This window comes from Kitasatospora sp. NPDC085879 (assembly GCF_040686255.1).
In the GTDB taxonomy this organism is placed as follows: Bacteria; Actinomycetota; Actinomycetes; order Streptomycetales; family Streptomycetaceae; genus Kitasatospora.
Genome location: NZ_JBFBJZ010000013.1, coordinates 140,316 through 158,953, shown reverse-complemented (window position 1 = coordinate 158,953; position 18,638 = coordinate 140,316). Strand labels below are relative to the sequence as shown.

13 protein-coding genes and 2 pseudogenes are annotated in these 18,638 nt (G+C 74.8%); 11 read left to right on the top strand and 4 right to left on the bottom strand.

Annotated features, from left to right (window positions below; all coding sequences use genetic code 11):
• A partial coding sequence (locus tag AB0P35_RS13305; protein ID WP_363510092.1) for a PLP-dependent aminotransferase family protein occupies window positions 1-1,411 on the bottom strand: 1,411 nt, incomplete at its 3' end.
• Window positions 1,412-1,677: 266 nt separating this feature from the next.
• On the opposite strand from AB0P35_RS13305, the gene AB0P35_RS13300 reads away from it, so the two are divergent.
• The 3 genes from AB0P35_RS13300 to AB0P35_RS13290 all read left to right on the top strand — a co-directional run bounded on the left by AB0P35_RS13300 (window position 1,678) and on the right by AB0P35_RS13290 (window position 5,510).
• Window positions 1,678-2,211 carry a hypothetical protein gene (locus AB0P35_RS13300; RefSeq protein WP_363510101.1) on the top strand — a complete coding sequence of 178 codons (534 nt, stop codon included), beginning with the start codon at window positions 1,678-1,680 and terminating at the stop codon, window positions 2,209-2,211.
• 138 nt (window positions 2,212-2,349) lie between these two features.
• The gene (gene recN / locus AB0P35_RS13295) at window positions 2,350-4,083 is read left to right on the top strand and encodes a DNA repair protein RecN (RefSeq protein WP_095875366.1); all 1,734 of its coding nucleotides are present in this window, start codon (window positions 2,350-2,352) and stop codon (window positions 4,081-4,083) included.
• Window positions 4,084-4,340: 257 nt separating this feature from the next.
• Window positions 4,341-5,510, top strand: a complete 1,170-nt coding sequence (locus AB0P35_RS13290) for a glycosyltransferase family 4 protein (RefSeq protein ID WP_363510090.1) — start codon at window positions 4,341-4,343, stop codon at window positions 5,508-5,510.
• A gap of 18 nt (window positions 5,511-5,528) precedes the next feature.
• Here AB0P35_RS13290 and AB0P35_RS13285 read toward each other — a convergent pair whose 3' ends face one another.
• The 3 genes and pseudogenes from AB0P35_RS13285 to AB0P35_RS13275 form a co-directional block, all read right to left on the bottom strand.
• A complete protein-coding gene (locus AB0P35_RS13285; RefSeq protein WP_363510088.1) occupies window positions 5,529-5,906 on the bottom strand; it encodes a VOC family protein in 378 nt (125 codons plus the stop codon).
• Between the two features lie 99 nt (window positions 5,907-6,005).
• Window positions 6,006-7,664 (bottom strand): annotated as a pseudogene (locus tag AB0P35_RS13280) (glycoside hydrolase family 15 protein); the annotation flags it as partial.
• A 129-nt stretch (window positions 7,665-7,793) separates the two neighbouring features.
• A pseudogene (locus tag AB0P35_RS13275) lies at window positions 7,794-7,967 on the bottom strand (trehalase-like domain-containing protein); the annotation flags it as partial.
• Window positions 7,968-8,643: 676 nt separating this feature from the next.
• On the opposite strand from AB0P35_RS13275, the gene AB0P35_RS13270 reads away from it, so the two are divergent.
• From AB0P35_RS13270 to scpB, 8 genes are all read left to right on the top strand, one after another.
• Complete coding sequence (locus AB0P35_RS13270) at window positions 8,644-10,275, top strand: CTP synthase (protein ID WP_363510086.1); 1,632 nt, start codon at window positions 8,644-8,646, stop codon at window positions 10,273-10,275.
• A gap of 157 nt (window positions 10,276-10,432) precedes the next feature.
• A complete protein-coding gene (locus tag AB0P35_RS13265) occupies window positions 10,433-11,074 on the top strand; it encodes an NUDIX hydrolase (protein WP_363510084.1) in 642 nt (213 codons plus the stop codon).
• A gap of 163 nt (window positions 11,075-11,237) precedes the next feature.
• Complete coding sequence (locus tag AB0P35_RS13260) at window positions 11,238-13,268, top strand: tetratricopeptide repeat protein (RefSeq protein ID WP_363510082.1); 2,031 nt, start codon at window positions 11,238-11,240, stop codon at window positions 13,266-13,268.
• Between the two features lie 243 nt (window positions 13,269-13,511).
• The gene (ald, locus tag AB0P35_RS13255) at window positions 13,512-14,627 is read left to right on the top strand and encodes an alanine dehydrogenase (protein ID WP_095872613.1); all 1,116 of its coding nucleotides are present in this window, start codon (window positions 13,512-13,514) and stop codon (window positions 14,625-14,627) included.
• Between the two features lie 368 nt (window positions 14,628-14,995).
• On the top strand, window positions 14,996-16,153 hold the full coding sequence (locus tag AB0P35_RS13250; RefSeq protein WP_095872612.1) for a ParA family protein: 1,158 nt from the start codon (window positions 14,996-14,998) through the stop codon (window positions 16,151-16,153).
• A gap of 41 nt (window positions 16,154-16,194) precedes the next feature.
• The gene (locus AB0P35_RS13245; RefSeq protein WP_095875365.1) at window positions 16,195-16,635 is read left to right on the top strand and encodes a hypothetical protein; all 441 of its coding nucleotides are present in this window, start codon (window positions 16,195-16,197) and stop codon (window positions 16,633-16,635) included.
• A 124-nt stretch (window positions 16,636-16,759) separates the two neighbouring features.
• The gene (locus tag AB0P35_RS13240; protein ID WP_363510079.1) at window positions 16,760-17,653 is read left to right on the top strand and encodes a segregation/condensation protein A; all 894 of its coding nucleotides are present in this window, start codon (window positions 16,760-16,762) and stop codon (window positions 17,651-17,653) included.
• Between the two features lie 344 nt (window positions 17,654-17,997).
• Window positions 17,998-18,621, top strand: a complete 624-nt coding sequence (gene scpB, locus AB0P35_RS13235; protein WP_257019249.1) for an SMC-Scp complex subunit ScpB — start codon at window positions 17,998-18,000, stop codon at window positions 18,619-18,621.
• Window positions 18,622-18,638: the final 17 nt, after the last annotated feature.

Sequence of the window (18,638 nt, the reverse complement as noted above, 5' to 3'; positions counted from 1 at the left end):
AGACGCCGCGGAAGCCGGGGATCTCGAGGACCTGCTTGAGTGCGGGCTCGCTGTCGGCGGTCAGGTCCTGCGCGGCGGGGATCGGGTCGCCCCGGCCGATCCGCTCGCCGGCCCGGGCGAGCGCCGTCCCGGAGACGCCCGCGGTGGAGAGCCACAGTGCGAGTCCGCCCGGCGGCAGGGTGAACTCCCAGTCGGGCAGCCGCAGTCGGAGTTCCGCGCCGAGGGCCTCGGCGCTCGCCCGCAGCCGCTGCAGCTGGTGGGCGCGGATCTCCTCGACCTGCTCGGCGATCATCTCGGCGGCGATCAGCTGGTCGAGCACGGGGGTGCCGACGTCGCCGAACACCCGGTCCGCGGCCAACTGCCGTACCAGGGCGGGCGTGGCGCGCAGCCAGCCGATCCGCAGGCCGCCCCAGAGCAGCTTGCTGGCCGAGCCGACGGTGAGCACCTGGGCGGTGCGGTCGAGCGCGGCGGTCGGCCGGGGGAGTGCCTTGTCCTCGGTGCCCCAGCCGAGTTCGGCGGTGGTCTCGTCGACCAGCAGCACGGTGCCGGCCGCGCGGGCGGCGGCCAGCAGGGCGCGGCGCTGCTCCTCCGGGACGAGCGCGCCGGTCGGGTTGTGGAAGTCCGGTACGACGTACGCGGCCTTCGGAGCGGTGTCGCGCAGGGCGCGCCGCCATTCGGCGAGGTCCCACTGGGGTGCCGGGCCGGTCGGCCGGGTCAGCGGGACGGGGACGAGGCGGGCCCCGGCGCGGCGCAGCAGCTGCAGGCTGTGGGCGTAGCTGGGCGCCTCCACGGCGACCCGGTCGCCGCGGGCGATCAGCGCCCGTTGGGCGAGCTGCAGGGCGCCCATGGCGCCGGTGGTGACGAGGATCTGGTCGGGGTTGGTGGGCAGGCCGCGGGCGGTGAACCGGCGGGCGATCGCCTCGCGCAGCACCGGCACCCCGGTCGGGTAGTGGCCGTGCCCGGCGGCGTACGCGGGCAGCTGCTCCAGGGCGCGGGCGGCGGCCCGGCCGAGGTGGGGCTGCGGGGCGGGCAGCGCGGCGACGCCGAGGTCGATGATGCTGTCGCGCTGGTCCGGGGGGACGGGCTGCAGGGCGTCGGCGGGCGGCCGGGTGCCCTCCGGGAGGACCGTCCAGCTGCCGGCGCCGCGGCGGCTGCGCAGGTAGCCGTCGGTGCGCAGTGCCTCGTAGGCGGTGGCCACGGTGGTGCGGCTGAGGGCCAGCTCGGCGGCGAGTTCGCGTTCGGCGGGCAGCCGGGTGCCGACCGGGAGGCGGCCGTCGGCGAGCAGCGTCCGGACCTGGCCGGCGAGCGTGCGGTACGCGGAGCGCCGCCCGTCGCCCCGGTCGGGCAGGCGGGCGGAGCGCAGCAGCCGGGCGAGGGCCGGCGGGGTGATGGTGGTGTGCCACTCGGACATCGGACTTCCAGTCCACCTGATTCGAATTGGACCTGGATGGGGGTCGTGCGGACCGCCCATGATGGCGCCAGTCCGCGCATCACCGCAAGGGAGACCCGATGGCCGCCACGACCGCCGCGCCCGCCGACGAGAACGCCGTACCGACAGCCGTACCGACAGCCGCAGAGACAGCCGCACAGAGCGCCGGCAACGCCCCGAAGGCGCGCTCCCGGCTGGGCCGCCGGCTGACCCAGCTCGCGACGGGGCTGGTGCTGTACGGCGTGAGCATGGGCCTGATGCTGCGCGCCTCGCTCGGCGGCAACCCGTGGGACGTCTTCCACCAGGGCCTGGCCCGGCACCTCGGGCTGAGCGTCGGCGCCTGGGTGACCATCGTCGGCGCCTGCGTCCTGCTGCTGTGGGTGCCGCTGCGGCAGCGGCCCGGGGTCGGCACGGTCGGCAACGTGCTGGTGCTGGGCGCGGCCATGGACGCCACCCTGCGACTGGTCGACGGCCCGCAGTCGCTGCCCGCCCGGATCGCGCTGCTGCTCACCGGCATCGTCCTCAACGGCCTCGCCACCGGCCTCTACATCGGCGCCCGGCTCGGCCCCGGCCCCCGGGACGGCCTGATGACCGGCCTGCACCGGCGCACCGGCCGCTCGCTGCGGCTCATCCGCACCGGCATCGAGCTGACGGTGCTCACCGTCGGCATCCTGCTCGGCGGCACCTTCGGCGCCGGGACGATCGCCTACGCGCTGGCCATCGGCCCGCTCGCCCAGTTCTTCCTCCGCTGGTGCACCGTGCCCGAAGCGCCCGCGGCGTGAGCCGCCCGGCGCCCGGCCGGTCCGGTGTCCCGGGGATCGGGGGAACCGGCCCGGAAGGGATGAACTTGGCGCTGCGGGGGGCGGGCTCGTCGCGCATCGACGGTGGTACCTCGTAAGGTCGTCACCGTGTTGGACGAGATGCGGATACGGGATCTGGGCGTCATCGACGACGCCGTGGTCGAACTGGCACCGGGGTTCACGGCCGTGACGGGCGAGACCGGCGCGGGCAAGACCATGGTGGTGACGAGCCTCGGCCTGCTGCTCGGCGGCCGGGCGGATCCGGCGCTGGTGCGCAACGGCTCGGACCGTGCGGTGGTCGAGGGCAGGCTCAGCCTGCCCGAGGGATCCCCGGTGGTGGCCCGCGCCCTGGAGGCCGGCGCCGAGCTGGACGACGGCGAGCTGCTCATCAGCCGCACGGTCTCCGCCGAGGGCCGTTCGCGGGCGCACGTCGGCGGTCGCGCCGTCCCGGTGGGCCTGCTGGCCGAGCTCGGCGAGGACCTCGTGGCCGTGCACGGCCAGACCGACCAGCAGCGGCTGCTGCGCCCCTCCCGGCAGCGCGGCGCGCTCGACCGGTACGCGGGCGAGGCGGTCGCCGAGCCGCTGGTCCGCTACCGCGAGGTGTACCGCCGGCTGCGCGAGGTGTCGGCCACCCTGGAGGAGCTGACCACCCGGGCCCGGGAGCGCGCCCAGGAGGCCGACCTGCTGCGCTTCGGCCTGGACGAGGTCGCCGCCGCCGAGCCGGTGGCCGGCGAGGACGTGGAGCTCTCCGCGGAGGCCGAGCGGCTCGGCCACGCCGACGCGCTCTCCTCCGCCGCGACCCTGGCGCACGCCGCGCTGGCCGGCGACCCGGCCGACCCGGACGCGGTGGACGCGGGCACCCTGGTCGCCCAGGCCCGCCGCGCGCTGGACTCCGTCCGCCACCACGACGAGCGGCTCGCCGCCCTCGCCGACCGGCTCAACGAGGTCGGCTACCTGCTGGCCGACGTCGCCGGCGACCTCGCCGGGTACGCCGACGACCTGGACGCCGACCCGGTGCGGCTGGCCGCGGTGGAGGACCGCCGGGCCGTCCTCGGCCAGCTGCTGCGCAAGTACGCCGGCGCCGAGGGCACCCTCGCCGAGGTCCTGGAGTGGGCCGGGGCCGGCTCGCTGCGGCTCGCCGAACTCGACGGCGACGACGAGCGGATCGACGAGCTCGGCGCCCAGGAGACCGAGCTGAGGGCCGAGTTGGCGGAGCTGGCGGCGGAGGTGTCGGCCGCCCGGCACGGCGCCGCCGACCGGTTCGCCGCCGCGGTCTCCGCGGAACTCGCCGAACTCGCCATGCCGCACGCCCGGGTGAGCTTCGCGATCACCCAGGTCGACGACCCGTCCGGCCTGGAGGTCGGCGAGCGCACCGTGGCCTACGGCGCACACGGCGTGGACGAGGTCGAGGTGCTGCTCGCCCCGCACCCGGGCGCGCAGCCGCGGCCGATCGCCAAGGGCGCCTCGGGCGGTGAGCTGTCCCGGGTGATGCTCGCCGTCGAGGTGGTCTTCGCCGGTGCCGACCCGGTGCCGACGTACCTCTTCGACGAGGTCGACGCGGGCGTCGGCGGCAAGGCGGCGGTGGAGATCGGCCGCCGGCTGGCGAAGCTCGCCGAGTCCGCGCAGGTCGTGGTCGTCACGCACCTGCCGCAGGTCGCGGCGTTCGCCGACCGGCACCTGGTGGTGGAGAAGACCAACGACGGCACCGTCACCCGAAGCGGCGTCAAGGCGCTGACCGACGAGGAGCGGGTCCGCGAACTGTCCCGGATGCTCGCCGGCCTGGAGGACTCCGAACTCGGCCGTGCGCACGCCGAGGAACTGCTCGCCGCGGCCCGTGCGCCGCGCAGCCGCTGACGGCAGGCCCGATGCCGGGCCGCTCCTCCGACCGGGGGAGCGGCCCCCGACGCGCCCGCACGCGGCGCCGACTGTCCAAGACCCGGCCCGACCTGGCATGGTGGCGGCTGGACAATGGCTTTCCAGTCCCGAGGACCGTCCGCGGGAACCCGCCTTCCCCGCCCACCGGCGGGCGGGGGCAGCTGTCGGCCGACCCGGGCCGGGGCAGGGGGTCCGGCGACGGTGCTCGTCACCTGAACGAGTCGGAGCGAGACGACGTGGACCATTCCGCCGCCAAGGGCGCCGCAGCGGCCCATGAAGAACCCGGCCAGCTACGGGCGGTGCTCGTCCTGTCGGCCGGCACCGGGGGCATCGGCGCCCATGTGCGGTCGCTCGCCCAGGGGTTGGTCGCGCACGGGGTGACCGTGACGGTCTGTGCGCCGCAGAGCGCGGACACCCGGTTCGGATTCTCCCGCACGGGCGCCCGGTTCCACCCGGTGGACATCACCCCGACCGCGGGCGCCCGCAGCGACGCCGCAGCGATCGGCGAGCTGCGCCGCGCGTTCACCGGCGCGGAGGTCGTCCACGCGCACGGCCTGCGGGCCGGCCTGCTCTCCGACCTGGCGCTGCGCACCGCCGGCCGCTTCCCCGGTCTGCGCCCGGAGACGCCGCTGGTGGTGACGTCGCACCACGCGATGCTGGCCACCGGCCTGGACCGCCGGCTGCAGCGGCTGATGGAGCGCCGGGTGGCGCGCGCCGCGGACCTGGTGCTCGGCGCCTCCTCCGACCTGGTCGCCCGGGCCCGCGAGCTCGGCGCGACCGACGCCCGGCTCGGCCCGATCGCGGCCCCGCCGCTGCCGCCCGCGACGCTGGACCGCGAGGCCGCCCGCGCGGCCCTGTTCGGCGGCAAGGACGAGCCGGAGCGGCCGCTGCTGGTCGCCATCGGCCGGCTCGTGCCGCAGAAGTCCTTCGGCCTGCTGCTGGACGCGGCCGGCCGGCTCGGCGACCTCGACCCGCTGGTCGCGCTCGCCGGCGACGGCCCGGACGGCCCGAGCCTGCGCGAGCGGGTCGCCGCCGACGGCCTGCCTGTGCAGCTGCTCGGCCACCGCACCGATGTGCCGGACCTGCTGGCCGCCGCCGACCTGGTGGTCGTCTCCAGCCGGTGGGAGGCCCGCTCGCTGGTCGTCCAGGAGGCGATGCGGGCGGGGGTGCCGGTGGTCTCCACCGCGGTCGGCGGGGTGCCCGAGCTGGTCGGCGACGCCGCCGTCCTCGTCCCGTACGGCGACGCCGCCGCGCTGGCCGGGGCCGTCCGCTCGCTGCTCGGCGACCCCGGGCGGCGGGCCGAACTCGCCGAGGCCGGCCGCCAGCAGCAGCTCACCTGGCCGGACGAGGCGGACACCGTCGCCCAGGTGCTCTCCACCTACGACGAGCTGGTGCAGCGCGGCTGACGGCGGCCCGGCCCGGGGTCAGGCGCCGGCGCGCTCGGCGGCGCTCCGCTCGACGCAGAACTCGTTGCCCTCGGGGTCGGCGAGGGTGACCCAGCCGGTGCCGTCGGGCCGGCGGTGGTCGGCGACCGGGGCGGCGCCGAGCGCGAGCAGCCGCTCGACCTCCTCGTCGCGGGTGCGGTCCTGCGGCTGCAGGTCGAGGTGGACGCGGTTCTTCACGGACTTGGGTTCGGGCACGGTGACGAACAGCAGCGCGGAGCCCTGGGCCTCGACCAGTGCCTCGGGGTCGCCGGGCTTGTCGTCGTCGTGGACCTTGCTGTCCAGGGCCGCGGCCCAGAAGGTGCCGAGCCGGTAGGCGTCGGCGCAGTCGATGGTGATGTGACGTACGAGAGATGACATGCGCGCCAGTCTGCGGCGCCGTCCGCGGCCCGTCCACCGGTTTGTCGATCACGCGTCAGACCGGGCCGGGGGCACCCGCAGGCGCCCCCGGCGTGGCCGCTACTGGTCCTGCCGGCCCGCCCCGTAGGCGCCGCCGCAGGCGGTCAGGCGCAGCGCGGTGTCGATCAGCGGCACGTGGCTGAACGCCTGCGGGAAGTTGCCGACCTGGCGCTTGGCCCGCGGGTCCCACTCCTCGGCGAGCAGCCCGACGTCGTTGCGCAGCGCCAGCAGCCGGTCGAAGAGCTCGCGGGCCTCGGAGACCCGGCCGATCATCGCCAGGTCGTCGGCGAGCCAGAACGAGCAGGCGAGGAAGGCGCCCTCGTGCCCGGACAGGCCGTCCACGTTGTCGCCGTCCGCGTCGTGGGTCGGGTAGCGCAGCACGAAGCCGTCCTCGGTGGACAGTTCGCGCTGGATGGCCTCGATGGTCCCGATCACCCGCTTGTCGTCCGGCGGGAGGAAGCCGACCTGCGGGATGAGCAGCAGCGAGGCGTCCAGCTCCTGCCCGCCGTAGTACTGGGTGAAGGTGTTGCGCTGCTCGTCGTAGCCCCGCTTGCAGACGTCGGCGTGGATCTCCTCGCGCAGTGCCTTCCAGCGTTCCAGCGGGCCCTCGGTGGCGGTGTCCTCCAGCAGGCGGATGGTGCGGTCGACGGCGACCCAGGCCATCACCTTGGAGTGCACGAAGTGCCGGCGGGGGCCGCGGACCTCCCAGATGCCCTCGTCGGGCTCGCGCCAGTGCTTCTCCAGGTAGCTGATCAGCTTGAGCTGCAGCTGGTGGGCGTGGTCGTTGCGGACCAGGCCGGTCATGTGGGCGAGGTGCAGGGCCTCGACGACCTCGCCGTAGACGTCGAGCTGGAGCTGCCCGGCGGCGCCGTTGCCGACCCGGACGGGCAGCGAGCCCTCGTAGCCGGGCAGCCAGTCCAGGGTGGACTCGGTGAGCTCGCGCTCGCCGGCGATGCCGTACATGATCTGCAGGTTCTCCGGGTCGCCGGCGACGGCGCGCAGCAGCCACTCGCGCCAGGCGCGGGCCTCCTCGCGGTATCCGGTGCGCATCAGCGAGGAGAGGGTGATGGCGGCGTCCCGCAGCCAGGTGTAGCGGTAGTCCCAGTTGCGCTCGCCGCCGACGTCCTCGGGCAGCGAGGTGGTGGGGGCGGCGACGATGCCGCCGGTGGGGGCGTAGGTGAGCGCCTTGAGGGTGATCAGCGAGCGGACCACGGCCTCCCGGTAGGGGCCCTGGTAGGTGCACTGGCCGACCCACTCCGCCCAGAACCGCTCGGTGGCCTCCAGGGCGTCGTCCGGGTCGGGCGCGGCGGGCGCGGCCAGGTGGGAGGCCTGCCAGGTGAGGGCGAAGGTGATCCGCTCGCCGGCGCGGACGGTGAAGTCGGCGTAGGTGGTCAGGTCGCGGCCGTAGGTCTCGGCCTCGCCGTCCAGCCAGACGGAGTCCGGGCCGGCCACGGCCACGGTGCGGTGGCCGCCGTCCGGCTGCTCCACCCGGTGGACCCAGGGCACGACCTTGCCGTAGCTGAACCGCATCCGCAGCGCGGAGCGCATCCGCACCCGGCCGGTGACGCCCTCGACGATCCGGATCATCTGCGGGACGTCGGGGGTGCCGAGCAGGTGCCGGGGCGGCATCAGGTCGATCACCCGGACGGTGCCGCCCTGGGTGTCCCACTCCTGCTCCAGGATCAGCGAGTCGCCGCGGTAGGTCCGGCGGTCGGCGGGCAGCGCCGGGGCGGCGGCGGTGGCCGGCGGGATCCGCAGCTCGCCGGTGTCGTGCACCGCGGCGACCGAGTGGTCGGCGTGGAAGGTGTGGTCCCGGTCGGCCGCGGTCACCGGTTCGGGCTCGACCACCTCGGCAGGGCCGATCCGCCAGAAGCCGTGCTCGTCGGTGCCCAGCAGGCCGGCGAAGACGGCCGGCGAGTCGAAGCGGGGCAGGCACAGCCAGTCCACCGCCCCGTCCCTGCTGACCAGGGCGGCGGTCTGCATGTCCCCGATGAGTGCGTAGTCCTCGATACGGCCGGCCACGTGGGTCTCCCAGTTCGCGATGTGGCTGCGTCGACGGCGGGCACGGCGGGCCGGAGCCGCCCGCCGGGACCGGGGGCACTCGCGAGGCCCGTTGGGGTGGCGGGAAGGCTCGCGGAGTACCGGACGGGGCCGGTGGGCCCGTGCCTCTGGCCGGGCGCGGGGCGGGACGGGGGGCTTCGGACCGCGCATCGGGGACCGAGCGGAGTCGGCCGACCCCCTCGCCCTCCGTGTGCTCTGGTGTCGGCGATGCGTCCGAGAAGAATACGTCCGCGGCGGGCCCCGGGGCACGCGCAGGGGTGGTCACCCGGCGGACTGGCACCGGATTGACCAGCCCGGCTGGTCCCCTCGGGTGATCGCCGGTAATCCTTCCGAGTCATCCGGAGCTGATCCTTCCACCGGGTGCGGAGCTCCTCCGGCGGGCGCGCCGCACCGACCGGGACCGCGTCCCGCCCGGTGCGCTGATACCCTGGTATCCCGTGGACTGGTGGGCAGCACACAGCTGAGGGCCACCCCCGATCCGCCGATTCGACGACTCCGCCGGTGCCCCGGCGCCAGGTCGCGTCGACGAGCGGACGAGCGGGGGGTCCGGCCACCGGGAGTCACCCTCGACACCGCGACCCACGGGAGCCCCCTCTTGGCACAGCCCCATTCCGGTAAGTCGGCCGCAGGCCGCGCCGTGACGACCAAGCACCTCTTCGTCACCGGGGGTGTCGCCTCCTCGCTCGGCAAGGGCCTCACCGCCTCCAGCCTGGGCGCGCTGCTCAAGGCGCGCGGCCTGCGCGTGACGATGCAGAAGCTCGACCCGTACCTCAACGTGGACCCGGGCACCATGAACCCGTTCCAGCACGGTGAGGTCTTCGTCACCGACGACGGTGCCGAGACCGACCTCGACATCGGCCACTACGAGCGGTTCCTCGACACCAACCTGCACGGCTCCGCGAACGTCACCACCGGCCAGGTGTACTCGACCGTCATCGCCAAGGAGCGCCGCGGCGAGTACCTGGGCGACACCGTCCAGGTCATCCCGCACATCACCAACGAGATCAAGTCCCGGATCCGCCGGATGGCGACCGAGGACGTCGACGTCGTCATCACCGAGGTCGGCGGAACCGTCGGCGACATCGAGTCGCTGCCCTTCCTGGAGGCCGTCCGCCAGGTCCGCCACGAGGTCGGCCGGGACAACGTCTTCTTCGTGCACGTCTCCCTGCTGCCGTACATCGGCCCCTCGGGCGAGCTGAAGACCAAGCCCACCCAGCACTCCGTCGCCGCGCTGCGCAACATCGGCATCCAGCCCGACGCGATCGTGCTGCGCGCCGACCGCGAGGTCCCGCAGGCCATCAAGCGCAAGATCTCGCTGATGTGCGACGTGGACGAGGAGGCCGTGGTCGCGGCCATCGACGCCAAGTCGATCTACGACATCCCGAAGGTGCTGCACGGCGAGGGCCTGGACGCCTACGTGGTGCGCCGCCTCGACCTGCCGTTCCGTGACGTCGACTGGACCACCTGGGACGACCTGCTGCGCCGCGTCCACGAGCCGCAGCACATCGTCAAGGTCGCCCTGGTCGGCAAGTACATCGACCTGCCCGACGCCTACCTGTCGGTGACCGAGGCGCTGCGCGCCGGCGGCTTCGCCAACAACGCCCGCGTCGAGATCAAGTGGGTCACCTCGGACGACTGCCTCACCCCCGAGGGCGCCCGCGAGCAGCTCGGCGACGTGGACGCGGTCTGCATCCCGGGTGGCTTCGGCGACCGCGGTGTGGACGGCAAGGTCGCCGCGATCACCTACGCCCGTGAGAACAAGCTGCCGCTGCTCGGCCTCTGCCTCGGCCTGCAGTGCGTGGTCATCGAGGCCGCCCGCAACCTGGCCGGCCTGCCCGAGGCGAACTCCACCGAGTTCGAGCCGGCCGCCAAGTACCCGGTCATCTCGACCATGGCCGAGCAGCTCGCCATCGTCGACGGCAAGGGCGACCTCGGCGGCACCATGCGCCTCGGCCTCTACCCGGCGAAGCTCGCCGAGGGCTCGATCGTCCGCGAGGTCTACGGCGGCGAGCAGTACGTCGAGGAGCGCCACCGCCACCGCTACGAGGTCAACAACGCCTTCCGCGCCGACCTCGAGAAGACCGGCCTGCAGTTCTCCGGCCTCTCGCCCAAGGGCGACCTGGTCGAGTACGTCGAGTACCCGCGCGAGGTCCACCCCTACCTGGTCGCCACCCAGGCGCACCCGGAGCTCAAGTCCCGCCCGACCCGCCCGCACCCGCTGTTCGCGGGCCTGGTCGCCGCGGCCATCAAGATCAAGACCGGGGCGTAGTGACGCTGCGGACACCCGCGGTGTCCTCTCGGTGACCGGACGGCGGTCGTGCGGATTCCCCCGCACGGCCGCCGTCCGGCTGTTCGCGGACGGTTGTGGCCGCAGGCTGAGCATGCGTCGGGTTAGATTGTGTCGTACTGACGAAAAGGGGAGTGCGATGGACTTTCAGCAGCAGATCCGGGACGCCGCCGAACAGTGGCCCGTCCGGGCCGGCGAGACCCCGTTCAAGGGTCGGGTCACCGGGGTGCGCACCGAGGAGGTGCAGATGCCCGACGGTTCCTGGGCGCGCCGCGACTACCAGACCCACCCGGGCTCGGTCTCCGTTCTCGCCGTCGACGACCGGCAGCGCGTGCTGATCCTGCGCCAGTACCGCCACCCCGTCCGCCAGCGGCTCTGGGAGCTGCCGGCCGGCCTGCTGGACGTGCCCGGGGAGAACCCGCTGCACGCCGCCCAGCGCGAGCTCTACGAGGAGGCGCACTGCAAGGCCGGCGAGTGGCGGGTGCTGGTCGACTTCTACACCTCGCCCGGCGGCACCGACGAGGCGCTGCGGCTCTTCCTCGCCACCGACCTCTCCGAGGCCGACGGTGACCGCTACGAGGCGCACGGCGAGGAACTGGAGATCGAGACCGCCCGGGTGCCGCTGGCGGAGCTGATCGGGCTCGTCCTGGCCGGCCGGCTGCACAACCCCACCCTGATCACCGGCACCCTCGCCCTGCACGCCGCCCTCACCGGCGCCGGACTGGACTCGCTGCGCCCCGCAGACTCCCCGTGGCCGGCCCGGCCCTTCCGCCAGGACTGAGAGGGAGCCGGCCCGTGAGGGCCTGATCCGCGGGCTTGACCCGCGGGGGTGATCCGGGAGGTGGGCCGGGCGGGGGGCCTCGGCGGGGGCGGCTGCGCGAACTACGCTTCGCGGCAGGGCCCGCGAAGGGCCCGCCGCGGGCGACCGACAGGAGTGGGCACGGGTGGCGAGGAAGACGGCGACCATCGACGAGAGGTCCGCCGGCCCCGGAGCGGCCGGGGCCGCGGACGGCCTGCCCCCCGGGCCCGCCGCCTTCGCCGGCCGCCGCGCCGAGCTCGCCGCCCTGACCGCCGCCGCCGGGCGGACCGGCGGCCCGGACGGCATGGCCGCCCGGCTGGTCGTCCTCGCGGGCCGGCCCGGCTCCGGGCGGACGGCGCTCGCCCTGCGCTGGGCCCGCTCGGTGGCCGCCCAGTACCCCGACGGCGTCCTCTGCGCCCGGCTGACCGCACCCGACGGCAGCCGCGTCCCGCCCGGCCGCACCGCCCGGCGGCTGCTGGAACAGCTGGGCGCCGTCCCGGCCGGTCTGCTGCCGCCCGCCGGGCCGGACGGCGAGGACCCGGCCTGCGCCGCCCTGTGCGCGGCCCTCGCCGACCGCCGGGTGCTGCTGCTGCTCGACGACACCAAGGACGCCGCCCAACTGCGGCCGCTGCTCGAGGCGGGCCCCGGCACGCTGCTGCTGGCCGTCACCGGCGGCCCGCTCACCGGTATCGAGGACGTCGACCCGGTGATCCTCGGAGGGCTCGACCAGGCCTCCGCCGTCGGCCTGCTCGGCGACCTGGTCGGCGGCACCCGGATCAGTTGCGACCCGGTCGGCGCCGCCGACCTCGCCGACGCCTGCGCCTGCCGCCCGGCCGCCCTGCGGCTCACCGCCGTCCGGCTGCGGGCCGACGCCCGCGCCGCGGTGACCGACGCGGCCGCCGAACTCACCGCCGCCACCGGCCGCACCCCGTCCGCCCCCGAGAGCGCCGGCGACGGCCCGGCGGGCAGGCGGGGCGCCAACGGCAAGGGCGGCGCCAACGGCAAGGGCGGACAGGCCGGCAAGGGTGTCGAGGGCGGCGACGGCGAGCGCCGGGCCCGGGACCTGCTGCCCGCGGACGGCCCCGTCCCCGTCCCCGAAGGCGACCCGTCCGGCGGCGCCTTCGAACTGCTCTACCGCACCCTCACCCCGGCCCGGGCGCGGATGCTGCGCATGCTCACCCTGGCCCCCGCGCAGGCCGCCGACCTGCGTACCGCCTCCGCCCTGGTCGGCTGCCCGGCCCCGGAGGCGGCAGGCCTGCTCGCCGACCTCGCCGAACGCGAGCTCCTCGCCGCCGAGCCGCCCGCCGCGGACGGCACCGCGCGCTACCGCGTCCCCGGCTGGCTGTACCCGAGGCTGGTGGAACTGCGCGCCGAGGCCGACCGGCCCGCCGAGGTCGAACTCGCCCGTGCCCGGCTGCTGGAGCGGCTCGTCCGGCTGGTCGACTCGGCCCAGGCGCTGCTCGCTCCCGCGGCGGGTCCGGCCCCCGATCCGCTGCCCGGGCCGCTGCGGCTGCGGACCGCCGACCAGGCCGCCCGCTGGCTCGACGAGGAGCGCGAGCACCTGCTCACCGCGGTCGGCGACGCCATCGGCCAGGGCGACCTCGACGGCTCGGCGGGCCGGCTGGTGACCGCCCTGCTGCGGGCGCTGCCGCTGACCCCGGCCACCGTCCCCGCCGATCTGCACCGGTTGCACGAGCTCGTCCTGGAGGTCGCCGAACGGGCCGGGAAGCCCCGGCGGGCCGCCGCGGCGCTGCTCAACCTCGGTGACCTGCAGGCCGCCGCGGGCCGCTGGGATCAGGCGGCGGAACGGTACCGGGCCGCCCTGGACCGGGCCCGGTCGGCGGGCGACGAGGCCGGGTGCGCCCGCGCATTGGAGAGCGCGGGTGGGTGCTACAGGGCGCTCGGCGATCCGGTGCGCGCCGGTGATTCGTACGGCCGCGCGCTGGCCCTGCGGCAGGAGTCCGGCGACGCCGCGGGCGAGGCCCGGCTGCTCGCCCGGGTGGCCGAGGCGCACAGCGCGCAGCGCCGTTTCGAGGAGGCGCTGCGCGAGTACCGGGCGGCGTTCGGGATCTTCCGCCGGCTCGGCGACGAGCGCGGTGCGGCCCTGGTGGGACAGGCCCTGGACCGCCTCCAGCGGCAGCTGGCAGGCGAGTGGAATCACCCTATTGCGGAGTAGTGTCTGATATGCGGCAGTCGCAGGCCTTTGGCCATAGGAGTGCGGTGCAAGCCTACGAACCTGCCAATGAGTCCAGCTGATTTATTCAGTTTGGAAGGCTGACGGATCCGCTGGGCTTCATTACACTCGACAGCAGTCGCGCAGCGATCCGTGCCCCGGTGCTCTCCGGAGGCCTTCCCCGTGCGCGCCGCCCGCCGGTCTTTCCCCGGCCGGGACCCCCAGGCAAGAGGGACGTGTTTAGCCGTGAAGGTCGGCATCCCCCGCGAGGTCAAGAACCACGAGTACCGCGTGGCCATCACGCCCGCCGGCGTGCATGAGCTCGTCCGCAACGGACACGAGGTCTTCATCGAGGACAACGCCGGTCTCGGCTCCTCGATCCCCAACGAGGAGTACGTGGCCGCCGGCGCCACCATCCTCCCCACGGCAGACGAGGTGTGGGAGACCGCAGACCTCCTGCTGAAGGTCAAGGAGCCCATCGCCGAGGAGTACCACCGCCTCCGCAAGGGCCAGACCGTCTTCACCTACCTGCACCTGGCGGCCGACCGCGCCGGCACCGAGGCGCTGCTCGCCTCCGGCACCACCGCGATCGCCTACGAGACCGTGCAGCTCGCCAACGGCGCCCTCCCGCTGCTCGCCCCGATGTCCGAGGTCGCGGGCCGGCTGGCCCCGCAGGTCGGCTCGTACCACCTGATGCGCCCGGCCGGCGGCCGCGGCGTGCTCCCCGGCGGCGTGCCCGGCACCCACCCGGCGAAGTGCGTCGTCATCGGCGGCGGCGTCTCCGGCTGGCACGCGGCGACCATCGCCATCGGCATGGGCTACGACGTGACCCTGCTCGACCGCGACATCAACAAGCTGCGCGAGGCCGACCGGGTCTTCGGCACCAAGGTGAAGGCCATCGCCTCCAACGCCTTCGAGCTGGAGAAGGCCGTCCTCGAGGCCGACCTGGTGATCGGCGCGGTGCTGATCCCGGGCGCCAAGGCCCCGAAGCTCGTCACCAACGAGCTGGTCTCCCGCATGAAGCCGGGCTCCGTGCTCGTCGACATCGCGATCGACCAGGGCGGCTGCTTCGAGGACTCGAAGGCGACCACGCACGCCGAGCCGACCTTCCAGGTCCACAACTCGGTCTTCTACTGCGTGGCCAACATGCCGGGCGCCGTCCCGAACACCTCCACCTACGCGCTGACCAACGCGACGCTGCCGTACATCGTCGAGCTGGCCAACCGTGGTTGGAAGGAGGCCCTGCGCCGCGACGCCGCGCTGGCCAAGGGCCTGAACGTGCACGAGGGCCAGATCACCTACAAGGCCGTCGCCGACGCCTTCGACCTGGAGTCCGTCTCCCTGGACAGCGTGCTCGCCTGACGCACCGCCATTCTGACGCCCCCGACCTGGCCCCCCAGGTCGGGGGCTTCGGCGCGCCCGCACGCCGTCGGTGCGGTGACCGAACGGTGGACGGGCGATGTCAATTCATGTGCGACGTGTCACCCGCCCTGCGGATCCGGTCACCCCGGGTCACGCCGCCCGGGCACGCGACGAACCCGGAAACGTGAGGGTTCTCGGCCGACGCAAGCCTTGACAGCGGGCGGTCGGGGAGCCGACACATCGTGCCCACTACCGTGGATTGTGTTGCTGCGAACGCCTGGAACGGCCTAGAGTCGCAAACCGTCGGCATGCTGCCACGCTGACGTATCGACATAGAGTCCTGGAAGCCCAAGGAGGTAAGACGACTTGTGAATGAGTCGACATTTGCTCCCGGGGGTGGTCAGCCAGGACTGGCGGAGCTCGCCGCCGGACAGCCGAACGACGAGTACGCGCGGCCGGCGACGGTGGGTACGGCAGAGATCGGCTCGGTCGCGGTCCGCACCTTCGAGGCCCGCCAGAGCAGCGCCACGACCGGCGTCGACTACGACGCCGAGCTCGGCGCCTACGGCCTCTCCTACGCCGACCTGGGCTACGGCCCCTACGAGGACCCGGACGCCGAGTACGAGCCGGACCCGGAGTACGCCGCCACGCTGGCCCCCGACGCCGCCCGGCAGCGCCGCGAGCGGGTCGGCCCCACCGGCCGTCCGCTGCCGTACTTCCCGATCCCCGCGCCGGTGGCCGAGCACGGTCCCGCGCAGATCATCGCCATGTGCAACCAGAAGGGCGGCGTCGGCAAGACCACGTCGACCATCAACCTGGGTGCCGCGCTGGCCGAGTACGGCCGCCGGGTGCTGCTCGTCGACTTCGACCCGCAGGGCGCCCTCTCCGTCGGCCTCGGCGTGAACCCGATGGAACTCGACGTCACCGTCTACAACCTGCTCATGGAGCGGGGCCTGACGGCCGATGAGGTCCTGCTGAAGACCGCCGTCCCCGGCATGGACCTGCTGCCGTCCAACATCGACCTGTCGGCCGCCGAGGTGCAGCTGGTCAGCGAGGTCGCCCGCGAGTCCGCGCTCGCCCGCGCCCTCAAGCCGCTGCTGCCCGACTACGACTACGTCATCATCGACTGCCAGCCGTCGCTCGGCCTGCTCACCGTCAACGCCCTGACGGCGGCTCACAGCGTCATCGTCCCGCTGGAGTGCGAGTTCTTCGCCCTGCGCGGCGTCGCGCTGCTCACCGAGACCATCGAGAAGGTCTGCGAGCGGCTCAACCCGGACCTGCGCCTCGACGGCATCCTCGCCACCATGTACGACTCCCGTACGGTGCACAGCCGCGAGGTGCTCGCCCGGGTGGTCGAGGCCTTCGGCGACCACGTCTTCCACACCGTCATCGGACGTACCGTCAGGTTCCCCGAGACCACCGTGGCCGGCGAGCCGATCACCACGTACGCGACCAACTCGGTCGGCGCCGCCGCCTACCGCCAGCTCGCCAGGGAGGTGCTCGACCGGTGCCGCCCCGCCGAGTGAGTCTCCCGGGAGCCGACGAGCTGTTCCGGACCACCGGGGGGATGGCCCTGTCGCCCTCGCTGGGCCGGCCGGCCGAGGCGCCCAGACCGGAGACCGCCCGGCCCGCCGAGCAGCCCGCAGCCGCCGGTGAAGCCGTCGGCGCCGACGGGGCCGCCACCGAGGCCGCCCAGGGCCAGCCGCCCGCCGAGGCCGCCCGCCGGCACGCCGTCGAGGAGCAGGCCGAGGCCGCCCGCCGGCCCCGCCCGCGCAGCCGCGCCGCCCGCCGGCCCACCGGCCGCGAACGGCACGACGAGAAGATCACGGTCTACGTCTCCGCCGAGGAGCTGATGGACCTCGAGCACGCCCGGCTCGTCCTGCGCGGCGAGCACGGCCTGGCCGTGGACCGCGGCCGGGTCGTGCGGGAGGCCATCGCCGTCGTCCTGGCCGACCTGGAGCAGCGGGGCGAGGCCAGCATCCTGGTGCGGCGGCTGCGCGGCCGCTGAGGGCCCCAGCGGGCCCCAGCGGGCCTCTTCCGGCCCGACCGGGCGCCGGCCGGACCCGGGCGCGGGCGTGTCGGGCGCCCCGGGGGGTGGCGCGGCGCCCGGACCGGGTGAAGATGGACCGGTCATGACGAGCGTGCCCGAGCCCCCCGACCCGGCCGCCCCCGCCGCCCCGGCCCACGCCGGGCCGGGCGAGGAGCGCGGCGGCTTCCGGGTGCGGCTGGACAACTTCGAGGGCCCGTTCGACCTCCTGCTCAGCCTGATCGCCAAGCACCGCCTGGACGTCACCGAGGTGGCGCTCTCCAGGGTCACCGACGAGTTCGTCGCGCACATCCGGGCGATGGGCCCCGACTGGGACCTCGACGCGGCGACCGAGTTCCTGGTGGTCGCCGCCACCCTGCTCGACCTCAAGGCGGCCCGGCTGCTGCCCGCCGCCGAGATCGAGGACGAGGAGGACCTCGCCCTCCTGGAGGCCCGCGACCTGCTCTTCGCCCGGCTGCTGCAGTACCGCGCCTACAAGCAGGCGGCCGCCCTGTTCGCCGAGCGCTGGGCCGCCGAACAGCTGACGCGCCCACGCTCGGTCGGCCTGGAGCCGCACCACGCGCTGCTGCTGCCCGAGGTGGTGATCACCATCGGCCCGGAGGGGCTGGCCAGGCTGGCCGCCCGGGCGACGGCGCCGAAGCCGAAACCGGTGGTCTACGTCGACCACATCCACACCCCGCCGGTGAGCGTCCGCGAGCAGGCCGAGGTCGTCGTCGACCGGCTCACCGCGCTCGGCAGCGCGACCTTCGGCAGGCTGGTGGAGGACGCCGACAACACGCTGGTGGTGGTGGCCCGCTTCCTGGCCCTGCTGGAGCTGTACCGGGAGAAGGTGCTCGACTTCGAGCAGCCGGACGCGCTGGGCGAGCTGCTGGTGCACTGGGTCGCCGACACCGGACTGCGCGTCGAGGTGACCGACGAGTTCGACCGCCCGCCCGGCGAGGGCGCGGACGGTCGCGGCAAGGACGGAGAACGGCAGTGAACGGTGAGCAGCCGCGCCCCTCCCGGCGCACCCTCGGCCTCCCCGGCCAGACCCGCCCCGACGAGTGGCTGGAGCCCGCGTACGGCCCCGAGCAGCCGGAGCACGCCGCGGACGGCGCCGCACCCCGGGCCGAGGCCGCCCCCGCAGGGCCGCAGGCGGCGCCCGCGCCGGGCACCGGGACCGCCCCGGGCGCGGGAGCCGCTCCGGCCGTGGAGGCCGCCCCGGAGCGCCCGTACATCCCCGGCCCCGCGGCGGAGCCGGCCGCGGACACCTCCGAGCCCGAACCGATGCCCGACCCCGCCCCGCTGCCCGTCCCCGAGCCGGAGCCCGAGCCGGAACCGGAGCTGCCCGAGGAGGCCACCGGCACCGGCGTGCCGCTGCGCGCCGCCCTGGAGGCGATCCTCATGGTCGTCGACGAGCCCGCCACCGAGACGCACCTCGCCGCCGTCCTGGAACGGCCGCGGGCCGAGGTCGCCGCCGCGCTGCGGGAACTCGCCGCCGAGTACACCGCCCAGGGCCGCGGCTTCGACCTGCGGAACGTCGCCGGCGGCTGGCGTTTCTACACCCGGGCCGACTGCGCGCCCGCCGTCGACCGCTACGTGCTGGACGGCCAGCAGGCCCGCCTCACCCAGGCCGCGCTGGAGACGCTCGCGGTGGTCGCCTACCGCCAGCCGGTGTCGCGCAGCCGGGTCTCCGCAGTACGCGGTGTGAACTGTGACGGCGTGATGCGTACCCTGGTACAGCGAGGACTGGTGGAAGAGACCGGCTCCGAGCCCGAAACAGGTGCGATCCTGTATCGGACGACGAACTACTTCCTGGAACGGACAGGGCTGCGAGGCCTGGACGAGCTGCCCGAGCTCGCGCCCTTCCTGCCCGAGGTCGACGACGTGGAAGCGGAGTCCCTCGAGGGCACGATGATCGCGGAGGCGGTGGCTGCCGCCCGCGCGGCCGACGGCGAGAACGCCTGACGGTCCGCGTCCGATCG